Below are 15,533 nucleotides of genomic sequence, written 5' to 3' on the forward strand. Positions count from 1 at the left end.
GATTTATTCTTCGGCACCATATACGTTCAGGTCGGCAAGCATTGCCTGAGCGCCACTGCCTTTATGTTCTGTTCCGAAATAAACTTTGATATATCTGGCTTTGGGCGTTGTCGTTAAACCACAGGATTGCGGAACATCAATATTCGGGTTAAAGACAAATGAACCATGATCAACCCATCTCCAACTGTCCGGATTGTTTGCATCAGTTGCGCCGGCTTCGGTACAAGTATAAATTATCTGCCCTTTTTGTCCTCTGGCATCACCTTGGCGGCGTGTTAGTTCCACACTTGCTATCGTGACTTCTTTACCCATATCAAGGATGAACCAATGCGGATAACTGGTTGAAGGAGTTTTCCATGAAGCATGCCAGTAAGTGTTCAGGCTACCATCTATCATAGAAGCTACACGTCCGTTCTTTAAACCGTCTTTGTCGCCTTCACCTATAGCTTCTTGTGAACTGTAACCTATAGTGCCATCACTGGAATTTTCATTGTATCCGGGGAAACTCCAGTTGCTACGGTCGAACTTTACGGCAGGTATAGGTGTTGCTCTTAATTCTTTGGCTTCTGATGCATTATCGTATTCATCTTCAGCACTGACTTTGACAATACATTCGCCATTCAAAAACTCTTTGCTGCTGTCGTTGGTAAGCATTACGAGTTGTGGACCTTTCGAATTGGCTGGAGCTTCAAACTTGATGGAGCCTGCCTTGCTTTCATTATCTGCTTCATAGAAGTTCAATGCTATCAGAATAGTACTGTTATACTTGTTTTCATAATTTACAAGTACACCACCGAGTACTGGTTCGAGACTGACAGTTTTGACTACTTCTAGGAAAGCAGGGCTACCTGGTGATTGAGATACTTCAACAGCTCCAGCATTGTTCCCTCTTACAGAGCAGGCAAATATTTCGAACTTTTGTTCATTGGTATTTGCAAAGCCTTTGATTGTGGCTGTGGAAACATTGTTTTCATTGGCTTTTTCTTTAGATACCATTGTGTATTTCTTTTCTCCTCTTGCATTTGTATATTCTATTTTTGTATACATAAAGCTGGAGGAACTTGGATTAGTCCAGGACAGCATGACCTCTCCCGGACCGGGAGTCGCAGTAATGTTGGTGACTTTGGCTGGTGCCGAATCATCAATTTTGATTCGCCCTTCTTCGTCATCACAAGAACTAAACGCGAAAGATAGGCAACAAATAATCATCGCAGAGAGCAGATTTCTTTTCGATGAGAACTTTAGAAAATCATTCTTCATAATTCTTAAATTTAAAATTAAAATAGAGTCTTATAATTAATCTAATTAGATGCATTGTTTGATGAATTCTCGTATCTCCTTACGGCTGGCGAACAAATGGTTCTCAACCGTACGATGGGAGATATTCAGACTCATGGAAATTTCTGAGACAGATTTATCTTGAAAGCGATTCAGTACATAGACTTTCCTGCGTTGATCGGAAAGCATTTGTAGTTTACGCTTTTCTAAGGATAGTAAATCCTTTGCAATAATCTGACTTTCGGTTTCATTCGTGTAGGTTACTGCATGCTCATACATATAAGAGGTTATTTCCTGTTTCTTATAGTGGCGGCGTAAGTAGTCGTTCACCAGGTTGCGGGCTATGGTGTGAATGAAATATTTCACGGTGTCCGGACGAAGCATTTTCTTGTAGTCCATCAGACGCAGAAATACGTCTTGAGATAAATCTTCGGCTTCCTCTTTACTATTTATTCTATAATAGATATAGAGATAAACAGAGCGATGATAATTCGCGTAAGAGTCGGCTACTAATTGAGTGGATGTCATCGTTGGGTTTTCCATGTTTCAGACTTTGGTTACGTTTTACATTAGCGTTACGATTGCAAATATAAAAGCTAAAAAATAGAAAACATTTCTTTAGAGGGCTTAACAAATCTCACTTCATTAAGTTGGACTAAAAATAAATTAAGTCACTAATAAATAGCGACTTAATAATTTGAGACTCATAGTGTCAACTAATAATTTGAGACTCTGTGAAGGAATTTGGATGTATCTTTATTCGAGAAGCCACTTCCACAAGGGGAGTATTTCGATGTGAAGCCCTTCTTCTTCAATAACAGAGTCCTCTTCCCATGTGATGATTTGCAATTTGTCGACTGGGTATACCTGAGAAAGTTTAAGAAGTGCTTTGATTTCGCGTTCGCGGGTATCGCTTTGCGATAAAGTATAGGATACTTGTATGGCTGTTCTTGCTTCCGGAATATAGAAATCTACTTCTACGTTCTTGTTATAGTAGTATAAACCATTACTGTACTTCTTTTTTAAGACAATGGCCACTTGATTTTCCAGTAATTTGCTTTCCGGTTCGATGATGAAAGTATTCAATAAGCCATTATCGAAGAAGTATCTTTTTTTGATGCTTTCCTTTTCACTTAGTTTATCAGAATAGTTGGAAATTCCGAAAATGAGATAAGCGTCGCTCAGATATTGCAGATAGTCTACAAGTGTATTGTGCGACAGTGAGCAACCTGCAGATTTGATAACTCCCAGAATACGTGCTAATGCCAGGGGCTGCATGACGCTTTCTGCCAGCTTTCTTACGATCAGGCGGATAGCACTTTCATTTCGTATGTCATTTCTTGATATAACGTCTCCCAAAAGTATTTTTTGGAATAGGGAGTTCAGCCAGGAACGTTTATCTTTGAGTGGAAATGTTTCAGCAAAACCACCATAGTAGAAATAGGGTTGAAACAATTTCACCAAATCTGTTTTTACTGAAATATCATACTCCCAATTGTGTGATAAGGAGAATTGGTGGTATTGCAGATATTCGGAGAAAGAAAAGGGAAAGACTTCTATTGGGATGTATCTTCCGCCGAGTGTGGTATACATTTCCCTGCTCAGCATTTGCGCATTGCTTCCAGTGATAAACACTTTATATTTAGAGTCTGCCAGTCGGCGGGCAAATTTTTCCCAACCTGCTACATTCTGAATTTCGTCCAGATAGATCAGTGGTTTGTTATTGTACATTTCATGATAGGCTTCCAACAGTAAGTTGAGTTCTTCTGCCTGTATAGGTGCTATTCGTTCGTCTTCAAAATTGATATAAAGCACATCTTCTATTGTAGCCTTTCCTGTGGCTAACAAACTTTGTATATGCTGAAACATGAGATAGGATTTTCCGGCACGTCGTAATCCGACAAATACATAGTTGCATGTGTCTTCCAGTTCGAGCGTTCTGGGCATGAGTTCCATCTGAGGAATTTCACGTTGCTTTTCTATTATCAAGTTTTTAATAACTCTTTTTTCCATGTTCTTTCTGTTTATTGCAACAAAAATAGCAATTATCTTTCAATATACTGAAAGATAATTGCGGAAAATAATGAAGTATATCTTAATATTATGGATTATTCGTTGTTATTCTTTCCGATACTCCGGATATATTCATTGGGAGTGATGCCGGTAGCTTTCTTGAAGTAGCGGAAAAAAGAGGCGCGTGAACTGAAACCACAGAGTTCGGAAAGTGCCCCCAGCGTATATTTGGAATACTCGTCTTCATTGATAAGACGTTTGAATTCCTCAATACGGTAGTCATTGATGTAATCGTAATAATTACGATTCAAATGTTGATTGAATAGATAGGATAGGGTATGGGCCGATCTGCCGAGCATAGTTGCCAGGTCAGCTATTTTCAAATCGGGGTTGGTGTAAGGCTTATCACGGTGCATCAGGGCTTCCAGTTTCTCGGTCAGGTGCTGACATTCCTCTACACTTATCTTGTTGGTTTTGTATTTTACTTCAGCTATCTTTTCTTGCTTCTCAACTTCCTGTATTTCCTTCGGCAATTGAGGTTGAATGACTTTGATTTGTTGAGCTTTCCTTTTTCGGTGATAGTAGATATATCCGATAAAGATTAAAGCTATAGAGATAGCAATAATACTCCATGTTTCTACAGGGTAGGTAATGTGGACAGCTGTACATACTTCAGAATCAGGGTTTCCGATATAACGTAACTTAAAAAGATAGTTTCCGGATGACAAATCATAATAAGTAATTTCCGACTTTCCGGTCAGTATCTGCCAGTCTTCATCTTCACCTTCCAATTTATATTCATAAGTCATATAAGCCGGTTCGGTATAGGTAAAACCGGAGAAATGAAAAGTCAGGTTGTTTTGGGAAGATTCAAGTTGTATTTCAGGAACTTTTCCACTTTCAATAACAGGATGAAGCGACTTCTTTCCGTTGACGTAAATATCTGTAATAGTCAGTGGATAAGTGTATCTTTTCATCTGATTATTTTCCTTGAAATTCATATAAATCAGACCTTTGGAATTTCCCATCCATATATTGCCCTGCTGGTCCTGTACGGGAGGGCACAATGTGAAAATAGAACTGGGAATACCGTCTATGAAATTGTAAGGAATAAAAGTTTCTTTCTTGTCGTAGCGGTAGAGTCCGTTATTGGTTCCTATCCAGAGCCATTTTTCGTCATCTTCCAATATGAACATACCATCTTTTCCTTCCAGTTGTGTATCAGGTTGCAACCTTCTGAAACGGCTCATGGAGAGATCGGATATACACATACTGCCTTTGTCCGGCAGGAAATAAAGATTATGGTCGGAGTCTTCATATACAACTCTGATCTTTTCTTTATGAATAAAGTTTTCCGGGAAGATGTCGGTTTTCAGACTTTCGGAAGAGGGGTCCCAGATACACATGCCATTTTCCGTACAAATCCATCCTTTATGGGTGGAGTCGAAATAGATTTCGTAAACATTCCCTTCAGGTAGTTTGGAGTTGGCACTGGTGTAGTGTTTGATTCTTTTTCCATCCTTATAGCAATAGAGCCCCATTGAGGTACCTATCCACAATTGGTCTTTTGCATCAGCCTTTATACAGAAAATCTGTCCCCGCATGAAAGGTTGCGGTTCACCAGGTTCGAAGTCGTGGATAGTAAGATCAGCAGGATTGAATATGTACATGCCGCCGCCATAAGTTCCGATATAGTATTTATCCTGAAACTTGTAGATACAGAAGATCATACTGGAACGCAATTCGGGAGATTTAAAGTTTTTGAAACGCCGTTGCTCTTCGTTTATGTAGAATAAACCGTCGCGGGAGCCGACTAACTTTTCATGTTCAGTGATTGCGATACTGCGGACGGGCATATCTTTGGAGTCAAAATACGGGAGATAACTGTAAGTAGAGAAAAGTCCGCTTTGGTATAGGCTGTAATCCAGTCCCAGCTGATAGAAGCCTATCCAGATGAGGCCGTCACGATCTACCAAAAGTGAGTATACGGAGTTGGACCGGATACTTTCTTCTTTTCCCGGTTCATGGCGGAAAGAGCGTAGAAGTTTCATTTGTTGGGTCGAAATGAAATGAACCCCGTTTCCATCGGTACCCACATACAACATATCTTTACCATCACTGGATAAGGAAGATATCACATTACAGCCTACGTCGACAAAATGCTTAAACTTATGCGTCTGTATGTCGAAACAGATGATGCCTTGCCCCATTGTACCCAGGTAAATTACGTTGCCAATACGGGTGATGTTATTGTAAGAGCAAAAATGTTTGTCCTCTACTATATTATGATACGGGGTAATTTTCTTGTCAGCCAATGTTAGGGAATAAAGTCCGTCGTTGGTGGATATCCAGAGAAGACCTTCTTCACCCAGAGTGAGTCCGGTGATGACATTAGAGGCCGAAAGGACATTGGGGTCTATAAGTACCTGGTCCAGATTCCCGTTTTTATAGATAAACAGACCGGCTTCGCTACCTATATATAAAGTACCTTTTCCATCGGGTAGAAGTGTGCGGACACCGTAGTGTAATGTTTCGGCAGCAATCGGTTCGAGAATATCTTTTTCGGTATTCACCCGCCAAAGTCCCATGCCGTTTCCCATCCATATCTGGTTGCCTTCCATTTCGGCAATGGCATTGACTCGCTTGATCTTTTCATTTGCTCCCGAAATCAGGAAATGTTTCAGGCGTGTGCCGTCAAAACGTTCCAGAGAATTGCCGGTACCTATCCAAACATAACCAATGGAATCTTTATAAAGTGCATTCACTACTAAGTCGGACAGTCCTTCGGTGACGGACAGTCCCCGGAATACAGAGGGGAGGGAATAGCCCGGCAGGAAGCTAAACAGTAGGAATAATAGGATGGTATATTTTGATATGTTTTTCACTATATATTATATTTCGTTTCTATGTATTATGTTTCTGCAAGCAAATATAAGGAAAAAGAACGAAAACGTTTAGGTTTAGAATGATAATTCAGAGGGCGGAAATCCTCTGCCGATCTGTTGTTTTATGACCAAGTCCATGCCAAGCCCGTACCAAGTCCCTGTCAAGTCCGTACCTTCTCCTTGGCTATAGACATGGAGATGATACGGACTTGACAAGGTTTCGATAGGAAGTTGATATAACCTTGATGCTTTTGCTATTTCTTTTTCTAATTATATAATACAATCAATTAATCATTAAATAAAATTCTACTTCAATATCTTTTCCTCTGTATTGGCTTTTAGCTTGTACGTTTTCTTTTGAATACTGACGGTGCAATCAGTCGATGCAGTGTAGTACCATGCCCCTTTCTTGAATTCCAGTAATACATCTGCGGGAGTTTCCGCCTTGATAACTACATTCGGGGTACTTAGCAAAGTTCCATGTCCTAAAAAGAAGGTGCAATCATCGCCCTTTTTATTTCCCCATAAAGCATAGGTGGCTTGTGCACTCATTTTTCCACTGGTGCAGATATCCGTGGGGTTATCTGATGATAGGATATAATCTATACGTCCATCTTTCTGTACAACACATATGCTGGTGGCACTGTTTTCCGTTTTACTTTTTACTTCGGGGAAACTTACTTCGGTAATGCAGCCGGGTTCTTTTACAGATGAAGGCTCATAGACAGCGACGAATGGTCGGTTCCAGGCTTCTCCTTTCTGGCGGGCTACAAATGTCAGGGTAGGCTGTTCTTTTATATTATATGGCATCCCCGGGGTACGGCTCAAACCTTCCGTCATGGGAGACAAGGCGGTGAAAACTTCCCGGTCTGTTTCTCCTTTCATCCACAAGTTCATTGAAATGTCATCCTTGTCGGGCATGGCAATGGTAAATGTAGCTTTTATGTCTTTGTCGGTAGTAGCCGACTTCTTATCATAGATATAAGAATAAGCATAAAGGTGAGCACCGGCAAAGGCCAGTTCTTCGGTGGGGTGCAAATTCAAGTCTGCACCGTCTGTGCCTGTCAGTGTTAGGGTTTGCCCCAGATTATGATAGAAATAATCATGCATTTTATCACCACCACGTTCTTTCCGGCTGCGGAAGATATCTACATAGTAACCGGTTTCCGGACCGGTAGTGACGATACTCATCATACGGGTCTGGTCGGCACGGCTTTCCGGTTCACGGAAAGAAACATCGCTATAGGTTACGGAAGTGAAAGCTTTTCCCGGTTCGGAAGAAACAGGGAAACTGGATTTAAGATCAAAGGAGTGATTACTTTTCATAACCGGGTAACTGGAAATGCCATCCACGCAAACCGTGTTATGACTGGGAAATTGAGAATAATATTCCAGATAATCCAGTCCGCTGTATAAGTAAAGGCCGATTCCGGCATCGGGAGCCAGAACATATCCCTTACCATAAAGTTCCATGGATATGCCATTGGCGTGCATGTGGTTTCCTTCACTGGCATTCAGAGATATCATAAGGCTGTTACGGGGATTCATTCCGTTTCGTTGTACCAACCAGGAAACGTTCGGTGCATAGAAGAGGGGAGAGACATATTGTTCTATTTTTCCGGCTTCGATATTGGGATTCAGTTCCAATGGCTTTTCATCAAAGAAAGAACTGATAGAAACGGGGACACTTTTTTTATTGTCTTTGTTTTTTCCCGCATCGGGATGGAAGCATTTTAGCATGGCAGTGAAATATTCTTCCTGTTCTTTTTTACCGTTGTGCTGTGCATTTCGTATCATGCGGGATATAGGATTGGTGTTCAGATACCCCGGGTGGGTATCGCCGAAACCACAGATCATCCGGTTGGGGAATAAATATTGCGGAGTAGCGACTACCGCTTTAGAAAGAACCGGCATTGCTTTTACCAGGTCATAATTCAGATTCCGGTCGAAGAGGGTAGCAAAGCTGGTGTAGTCATTCAGTACTACATTGCTGTATCCGGGACATTCGGCCCAGATACCTGTCTTCGGATCGAAGCCATAATCGGCTAATTTATTCAGACTCCATTGGCGGATACTGGAACGGTTGAGTACATAATCAATGTAATATTCGCGTCCTTTACCATCGGCATATTGCTTATTGTTTTCCAGTATCATACCGATATTCATGACATAGCGAGCCTGCATCAGGTTCCAGTTGTTGTGAGGAACACCATTTGCAATGATATTGTCTGCCCATTTCTTGAAAGCTCCTGCGTATATATCCATCTTGTCGGTATGCCGGGCATTCAGGTAGTCATACAGGAAATCGTAAAGGGGAACGATATCATAAAGAATGTCTTCGTGAATAACCTCGAAAGAACTCATGCCTACCAGGGTTTGCTGATGTCCGTGGTTGAGGTCGATGGGGATATTCCGGTAATAGATACCGGTCATATAGGTATCGAATACTCCGGCGGCAAGTTTTGCATATCTTTCTTCTCCGGTAAGCCAGTAAAGGAAGGCGGCATCACGGGCGATACCCATGATTTCTCGGTTCAGACTCTCAATGTTACGACCGGTTTTAGAAGGATGTACACTCTCCATTGGGCGGCCGGGCAGGGCATTGTTACAGAATGTAACATTTCCTTCCGCATCATCATCGTATGGCACTACATCTTCCAGACGGGGACGTCCGTGGGTGGCAAATGTGCCGCGCGTGCCGGTATAGCGAACGGTGGGTGCCGGCGCTTTTTCACCTCCGGCATGGTCGAAGGTTTCACCTTTTATATATACATCCGTAGCATGAGACTTCCAATACATGGCAAGACGTGAAAGTAACCAGTCCGGCTGTGCGTCTGTCAGGTTAGCATAAAGATCGGTGCGCCTTTTCAATTTCTCAAATACGTCTTTTGCCCAATCTTCTTTTTCTATCAGATTTAGGGTTTCACTTTTACCATTGCTGTCTGTCAGGTAACGTGGATGGCTGTTCGGCAATTGCTGCTGGAAGGCGATTGCCGCCTCCTGAGCTTGTAATATCCCTGAAAAGAGAAGGCATATCAATAAACTAAGTGCTTTCATATTTTATCAATAACATTAGGTGTTTAAAGAATATACGGATGAGGGTGGATAATCACTCAACTGAATTCTTCAAAGATAGCGCAAGACTATGTAAAATATGTAATCATTATTACACTTTTTTAAAAATAAAGCCCCTACTTTTGTGAAAAATACTATTTCCTATGAAGAAATTGTCATTTATAAACAGGTTTTTACCTTCATACAAATGGAAAGTGGCTGCGATAATTATCTGCGGTGTTGTGGTAGGCGGGGGAAGCTTGTTCATGTATCTGCTGCGGGCGCATACCTACTTAGGGGATGAGCCGTCGGCGTGCGTGAACTGTCATATTATGGCACCTTACTACGCTACATGGTTCCACAGTTCACATAGTCGGGATGCCACTTGTAATGATTGTCATGTTCCTCATGAGAATGCCGTTAAGAAATGGACATTCAAAGGAATGGACGGTATGAAGCATGTGGCTGCTTTTTTGACAAAGAGCGAGCCGCAGGTTATCAGGGCGCATGAAGCCAGTTCAGAGGTGATTATGAACAACTGTATTCGTTGCCATACGCAGTTGAATACGGAGTTTGTGAAAACCGGAAAAATAGATTATATGATGTCTCAGGTAGGCGAGGGTAAGGCATGCTGGGATTGTCACCGGGATGTGCCTCATGGCGGAAGCAATTCGTTGTCATCTACTCCCAATGCACTGGTACCTTATCCCGAATCGCCCGTTCCGGACTGGCTGCAAAAGATGCTTAAGAAATAATGAAATAAAATCAATATACTTATGGAAAAGAAATTGAAATCATGGCAAGGCTGGCTGCTGTTCGGTGGTTCGATGGTAGTCGTGTTTGTATTAGGATTATGTGTTTCCGCACTGACGGAGAGGCGGGCGGAATTAGAAAGCGTGTTCAATAACCGCAGGACTGTTATTACAGGCATTGAAGCCCGTAATGAAGTGTTCAAAAGTGATTTCCCCCGCGAATATCAGACCTGGACGGAAACAGCGAAGACGGATTTCCAGAGTGAATTCAACGGAAACATTGCAGTCGATGTATTGGAACAACGTCCTGAAATGGTGGTTTTGTGGGCAGGATATGCTTTCTCAAAGGATTATTCGACTCCGCGTGGCCATATGCATGCGATAGAGGATATTACAGCAAGTCTTCGTACGGGTGCACCTGCTACTCCCGAAGATGGTCCGCAACCGTCTACCTGCTGGACTTGTAAGAGCCCGGATGTTCCCCGTATGATGGAGGCTATCGGTGTGGATGCATTCTATAATAATAAGTGGGGAGCAATGGGCGATGAGATTGTAAATCCTATCGGTTGTGCCGATTGCCACGAACCGGAAAATATGAACCTGCACATCAGCCGTCCTGCTTTGATCGAGGCTTTTGCACGTCAAGGCAGAGATATTACGAAAGCTACTCCGCAGGAAATGCGCTCGCTGGTTTGTGCGCAGTGCCACGTGGAATATTACTTCAAGGGTGATGGTAAGTACCTGACTTTCCCCTGGGATAAAGGCTTTACTGTGGAAGATATGGAGGCTTATTATGATAATGAAGGTTTCTATGATTATATTCATAAACTGAGCCGTGCTCCGATATTGAAAGCGCAGCATCCTGATTATGAAATCTGTCAGATGGGGATTCACGGCCAGAGAGGTGTGTCATGTGCAGATTGCCACATGCCTTATAAGAGCGAAGGTGGTGTGAAATTCAGCGATCACCATATTCAAAGCCCGCTGGCGATGATAGACCGCACTTGTCAGACTTGCCATCGTGAAAGTGAAGCAACACTGCGTAACAATGTGTACGAACGCCAACGTAAGGCTAACGAAATACGTAACCGTTTGGAACAGGAACTTGCCAAGGCTCATATCGAGGCTAAGTTTGCATGGGACAAGGGTGCTACGGAAGATCAGATGAAAGATGTACTTGCCCTTATCCGTCAGGCGCAGTGGCGTTGGGATTTCGGTGTGGCTTCTCACGGTGGTTCTTTCCACGCTCCGCAGGAAATCCAGCGTATCCTTTCACACGGATTGGACAAGGCTATGCAGGCTCGTCTGGCTGTATCAAGAGTATTGGCTAAGCATGGCTTTACGGATGATGTGCCGATGCCGGACATTTCAACCAAAGAGAAAGCACAACAATACATTGGCCTCGACATGGATGCGGAAAGAGCTGCTAAAGAGAAATTCTTGAAAACTACTGTACCTGCGTGGCTGGAAAAAGCGAAAGCTAACGGTCGCCTGGCTCAGAAATAAAACAGAGATATGTGGATCAGACCGTGGGGATTTAAAGAAGGATGCCTGATAGGCGCAGGACTGTTGGTGACAGGATGGCTGCTACAGATTACAATCGGTGAAATAGATTGGAGTCTGTTTGCCTATCCGGTGAACATCATTGTTCTGGTTTTATATATAGCCGGAATAGTTGCCATGCATTGCCTGCGCAAACGTGTTTATTTCTTCGGTTGGATGAGCCATTATACATCGGCTGTCTCTTCTCTTTTATGGGTGGCGGGCATTACGGTGGTGATGGGACTTATTCGTCAGCTCCCTTCCGGTCATCCGGCGGATGTGCTTGGCTTTTCACGAATGCTTTCAGCATGGCCTTTTGTATTACTTTATATCTGGATGGTGACTGTACTGGGGTTGACTACGCTTCGTGCCGGATTTCCATTCAGATGGAAGAAGTTTGCTTTCCTTTTGAATCATGCCGGGCTGTTCATTGCCCTGATTACGGCAACCTTGGGAAATGCCGATATGCAGCGGCTGAAAATGACCACCCGGATAGATAATGCTGAATGGCGTGCAATGGGTGAGCACGGTAAATTGATAGAACTTCCGCTGGCCATTGAACTGAAAGACTTCACGATTGACGAGTATCCTCCGAAACTGATGTTGATTGATAATGAAACGGGTCGTACACTGCCTGAGAGAGCACCGGAACATTTGTTACTGGAAGAAGGTGTAACGGATGGGCAGCTGGCCGATTGGCTGGTGACTATCCGGCAAACGATTCCCTGGGCGGCTTCCGTGGTTACAGAAGATACGGTGAAGTTTACCGAATTCCATTCGATGGGAGCCACGTATGCCGTTTATTTGCAGGCTATCAATCAAAAGACAAAAGCTGCAAAGGAGGGGTGGGTAAGTTGCGGTAGTTTTATTTTCCCATATAAAGCATTGCGTCTGGATTCGTTGACAAGCCTTATCATGCCTGAACGCGAGCCGCAGCGTTTTGCATCTACAGTGAAAGTTTACACGGAAGACGGCAAACAGGTGGAAGATACGATTGCAGTGAACCATCCTCTGAATGTGGCCGGATGGAATATTTATCAATTGAGTTATGATGATACGAAAGGGCGTTGGAGCGATATTAGTGTGTTTGAATTGGTACGTGATCCGTGGCTGCCTGCTGTCTATACGGGCATTATCATGATGGTGTTGGGAGCTATCTGTCTGTTTGTTAACGCACAAAAAAGAAAAGAGGAGGATGCTGAATGACGTGGGATTATTTTGTACCATTTTCAATTGCCGCCCTGCACTTCTGGGGATTCGGTGCCTTTGCCGCTTGGCGCGGAAGAAAACCGTATGTTGTTGGCGGGCTTACCTTGATAGGACTTGCTATCTTTTTCTGCTTCATTGTGGGAATGTGGATTTCCCTGGAACGTCCGCCTATGCGGACCATGGGAGAGACGCGCCTGTGGTACTCTTTCTTTCTTCCACTGGCAGGACTCATCACATACAGCCGTTGGAGGTATAAGTGGATACTCAGTTTCAGTTTTATCCTGTCATTGGTATTTATCTGCATCAATATCTTTAAACCGGAAATACATAACAAAACTTTGATGCCGGCTTTACAAAGTCCGTGGTTTACGCCGCATGTCATCGTATATATGTTTGCCTATGCTATGCTGGGTGCGGCTACCGTGATGGCTATTTACCTGCTTTGGCTCAAGAAGAAGCCGATTGACAGCCGGGAGATGGATCTATGCGATAATCTGACTTATGTAGGACTGGCATTTATGACATTAGGCATGCTGTCGGGGGCTGTATGGGCAAAAGAGGCGTGGGGACATTATTGGTCGTGGGACCCGAAAGAGACATGGGCTGCTGCTACCTGGTTCTCCTATCTTATTTATATACATTTCCGCCTTGGAAAACCTTTGTTACATCGTAAGGCCTTAATTTTACTTCTGATATCATTTGTTTTGCTGCAAATGTGCTGGTACGGCATAAACTATCTGCCCTCTGCACAGGGAGTCAGCATTCATACGTATAATTTAAACTGATAATCATTATGAAAACTACTTATTGGGCAATGCTTTTCATGCTTTTGCCAAGCATGGCGTATACGCAAACGACAGAAAAAGAGAATGAGTTTACAATGTCCATCCAGATCAGGCCTCGTGCGGAATATCGTAATGGTGCTCTGATGCCCCGTGAGGAAGGAGCGGAACCTGCGGGATTCATCAATAACCGTGCACGATTGTCTATGGAATACAAGCGTTCTGATTTGCAAATGAAAATCTCGGCTCAGCATGTGGGGGTATGGGGACAAGATCCGCAGATTGACAAGAATGGGCGTTTCATCATGAACGAGGCATGGGCTAAACTGAATTTCGGTAAAAACTTCTTTGCACAATTAGGTCGTCAGACCCTTTCGTACGATGACGAACGCATTTTGGGCGGACTGGATTGGAACATAGCCGGACGCTATCATGATGCATTGAAACTGGGTTATGCCGACCCCAACAACCAATTGCATCTTATCCTCGCTTTCAACCAGAATGACGAGACTAAGATAGGCGGTACCTATTATGTGCAGGCCGGAGCACAGCCTTACAAGAATATGCAGACACTCTGGTATCACTATAAATCCGATTATACTCCCTTTGATGCATCCTTATTGCTCATGAATCTGGGATTGGAGACCGGAGATGCAGCAACTAAAGAATCCCATACCCGCTATCTGCAAACGATGGGTACTTATATTACTTATAAGGATAACGGCTGGAATGTGGACGGTGCTTTCTACTACCAGATGGGTAAGAACCTGAATGTAGAAAAGGTATCTGCCTTTATGGCAAGCCTGCAGGCCGCTTATGCCATTGACAAGACCTGGACCGTAGTGGCAAGCGTGGATTATCTAAGCGGAGACAGCGGTGACGGTGACAAGTACAAGGCATTCAATGCTCTGTATGGCACACACCACAAGTTTTACGGAGCTATGGATTATTTCTACGCATCCGACTTTAAAAACGGATATGCTCCCGGGCTGTTTGATAAACGTCTGGGTGTACGTTTCCGTGCTTCCAATAAGGTGGATATGGATTTGAACTACCACCATTTTTCAACTGCGGCGAAATTGCCGAATCTGAAGAAAGCATTAGGTTCGGAAGTAGATTACCAGATTAACTGGTCGGTGATGAAAGATGTGAAACTCTCTGCCGGATATTCCTTCATGCGCGGAACGGAAACCATGGATGTCGTGAAAGGCGGTAATCACAAAAGCTGGCAAGACTGGGGATGGGTTTCAGTAAATATCAATCCGAGAGTATTGTTTGTGAAGTGGTAAAGATAGATAAAAGAGAATACGTATGGGGAGCTTCCTCATACGTATTTTTCTAATGATGGTTCGTCCAGAACACGGACTGTCTTTCCATCCATCTCTATAATTCCTTCCTTTATCATTTTATTAATTTCCTTCGATAGTGCAGGGCGGGTTACATTCAGATATTCGGCAAGGGTTGCCTGATTGTGGATGATGTTGACTGTTGAAGAATTTTTTTTCTTGTGTTCCAGTAAGTAGACAACGAAACGTTCGCGCACTGTTTTCCGTGATAGAGTTTTCAGGCGAGATACTGTGCAGGCATTGCAGTTGCCCGTGATGCAAAGAAAGTTGTGTAATATCTTAGGTTCCTCACTGATAAGCTTAAACATGGACTCTTTACTGGCGGTGAGCAGGGTACTGTCTTCTATAGCAGTAAAGGTTGCCGGCAGCACTCCGTCTGAACTGAATAAATGAGGAGTGGCGAATGCACGTGCTGCAACGATATATTCTATCATGACTTCATTTCCCAATCCGTCAATAATATCTACCCGTAGTTTTCCTTCCAACAATACATATAACTTTTTGCAGAGTGTTCCTTGGGTGGCAATGATATCTTTTTTGTCGACCGAGTACAGGGAGATATCCAATCTGTCGAGCAACGAATGCTTGATATTAAGGGGAAGGTCACGGAACAGCGGAATCTGGAAAAGTAATTCCTGATGTTTGTCGGTTAATGTTATTTTCCTCATTATA

The 15,533-nt window shown here is 43.2% G+C and carries 11 protein-coding genes; 5 read left to right on the forward strand and 6 right to left on the reverse strand.

What is annotated here, in order from left to right; genetic code table 11:
* Positions 1 to 3: 3 nt before the first annotated feature.
* The 5 genes from DW036_RS14290 to DW036_RS14310 form a co-directional block, all read right to left on the reverse strand.
* A complete protein-coding gene (locus DW036_RS14290) occupies positions 4 to 1,260 on the reverse strand; it encodes a DUF4959 domain-containing protein (RefSeq protein ID WP_118464989.1) in 1,257 nt (418 codons plus the stop codon).
* Positions 1,261 to 1,305: 45 nt separating this feature from the next.
* Positions 1,306 to 1,821, reverse strand: coding sequence for a sigma-70 family RNA polymerase sigma factor (locus tag DW036_RS14295; RefSeq protein ID WP_118464990.1), 516 nt, complete (start codon positions 1,819 to 1,821; stop codon positions 1,306 to 1,308).
* A 213-nt stretch (positions 1,822 to 2,034) separates the two neighbouring features.
* Positions 2,035 to 3,291 carry an ATP-binding protein gene (locus tag DW036_RS14300; RefSeq protein ID WP_118464991.1) on the reverse strand — a complete coding sequence of 419 codons (1,257 nt, stop codon included), beginning with the start codon at positions 3,289 to 3,291 and terminating at the stop codon, positions 2,035 to 2,037.
* Positions 3,292 to 3,386: 95 nt separating this feature from the next.
* On the reverse strand, positions 3,387 to 6,176 hold the full coding sequence (locus DW036_RS14305) for a two-component regulator propeller domain-containing protein (RefSeq protein ID WP_118464992.1): 2,790 nt from the start codon (positions 6,174 to 6,176) through the stop codon (positions 3,387 to 3,389).
* A gap of 306 nt (positions 6,177 to 6,482) precedes the next feature.
* Positions 6,483 to 9,233 carry a heparinase II/III family protein gene (locus DW036_RS14310; protein ID WP_118464993.1) on the reverse strand — a complete coding sequence of 917 codons (2,751 nt, stop codon included), beginning with the start codon at positions 9,231 to 9,233 and terminating at the stop codon, positions 6,483 to 6,485.
* 161 nt (positions 9,234 to 9,394) lie between these two features.
* Here DW036_RS14310 and nrfH point away from each other — a divergent pair, with 161 nt between their 5' ends.
* The 5 genes from nrfH to DW036_RS14335 are packed head-to-tail and all read left to right on the forward strand — an operon-like array spanning position 9,395 to position 14,804.
* Positions 9,395 to 9,985, forward strand: coding sequence for a cytochrome c nitrite reductase small subunit (nrfH, locus tag DW036_RS14315; protein ID WP_118464994.1), 591 nt, complete (start codon positions 9,395 to 9,397; stop codon positions 9,983 to 9,985).
* Positions 9,986 to 10,006: 21 nt separating this feature from the next.
* Complete coding sequence (nrfA, locus tag DW036_RS14320; RefSeq protein WP_118464995.1) at positions 10,007 to 11,488, forward strand: ammonia-forming cytochrome c nitrite reductase; 1,482 nt, start codon at positions 10,007 to 10,009, stop codon at positions 11,486 to 11,488.
* Positions 11,489 to 11,497: 9 nt separating this feature from the next.
* Positions 11,498 to 12,730 (forward strand): cytochrome c biogenesis protein ResB, encoded by a 1,233-nt coding sequence (locus DW036_RS14325; RefSeq protein WP_118464996.1) that lies wholly within the window; start codon positions 11,498 to 11,500, stop codon positions 12,728 to 12,730.
* A complete protein-coding gene (ccsA, locus tag DW036_RS14330) occupies positions 12,727 to 13,518 on the forward strand; it encodes a cytochrome c biogenesis protein CcsA (RefSeq protein ID WP_118464997.1) in 792 nt (263 codons plus the stop codon). Before DW036_RS14325 ends, ccsA begins: the two co-directional genes overlap by 4 nt.
* 8 nt (positions 13,519 to 13,526) lie before the next feature.
* Positions 13,527 to 14,804, forward strand: coding sequence for an alginate export family protein (locus DW036_RS14335; protein ID WP_118464998.1), 1,278 nt, complete (start codon positions 13,527 to 13,529; stop codon positions 14,802 to 14,804).
* A gap of 35 nt (positions 14,805 to 14,839) precedes the next feature.
* On the opposite strand, the gene DW036_RS14340 is transcribed toward DW036_RS14335, so the two are convergent.
* Positions 14,840 to 15,529, reverse strand: a complete 690-nt coding sequence (locus DW036_RS14340) for a Crp/Fnr family transcriptional regulator (protein ID WP_118464999.1) — start codon at positions 15,527 to 15,529, stop codon at positions 14,840 to 14,842.
* Between the last annotated feature and the right edge of the window lie 4 nt (positions 15,530 to 15,533).

The organism is Bacteroides sp. AF39-11AC (genome assembly GCF_003474285.1).
In the GTDB taxonomy this organism is placed as follows: Bacteria; Bacteroidota; Bacteroidia; order Bacteroidales; family Bacteroidaceae; genus Bacteroides.

What these genes read in the sequence shown, in the direction of transcription:
- DW036_RS14290 (WP_118464989.1), bottom strand. Translation starts at nt 1,260, where the DNA reads ATGAAGAATGATTTTCTAAAGTTCTCATCGAAAAGAAATCTGCTCTCT.
- DW036_RS14295 (WP_118464990.1), bottom strand. Translation starts at nt 1,821, where the DNA reads ATGGAAAACCCAACGATGACATCCACTCAATTAGTAGCCGACTCTTAC.
- DW036_RS14300 (WP_118464991.1), bottom strand. Translation starts at nt 3,291, where the DNA reads ATGGAAAAAAGAGTTATTAAAAACTTGATAATAGAAAAGCAACGTGAA.
- DW036_RS14310 (WP_118464993.1), bottom strand. Translation starts at nt 9,233, where the DNA reads ATGAAAGCACTTAGTTTATTGATATGCCTTCTCTTTTCAGGGATATTA.
- nrfH (WP_118464994.1), top strand. Translation starts at nt 9,395, where the DNA reads ATGAAGAAATTGTCATTTATAAACAGGTTTTTACCTTCATACAAATGG.
- nrfA (WP_118464995.1), top strand. Translation starts at nt 10,007, where the DNA reads ATGGAAAAGAAATTGAAATCATGGCAAGGCTGGCTGCTGTTCGGTGGT.
- DW036_RS14325 (WP_118464996.1), top strand. Translation starts at nt 11,498, where the DNA reads ATGTGGATCAGACCGTGGGGATTTAAAGAAGGATGCCTGATAGGCGCA.
- ccsA (WP_118464997.1), top strand. Translation starts at nt 12,727, where the DNA reads ATGACGTGGGATTATTTTGTACCATTTTCAATTGCCGCCCTGCACTTC.
- DW036_RS14335 (WP_118464998.1), top strand. Translation starts at nt 13,527, where the DNA reads ATGAAAACTACTTATTGGGCAATGCTTTTCATGCTTTTGCCAAGCATG.
- DW036_RS14340 (WP_118464999.1), bottom strand. Translation starts at nt 15,529, where the DNA reads ATGAGGAAAATAACATTAACCGACAAACATCAGGAATTACTTTTCCAG.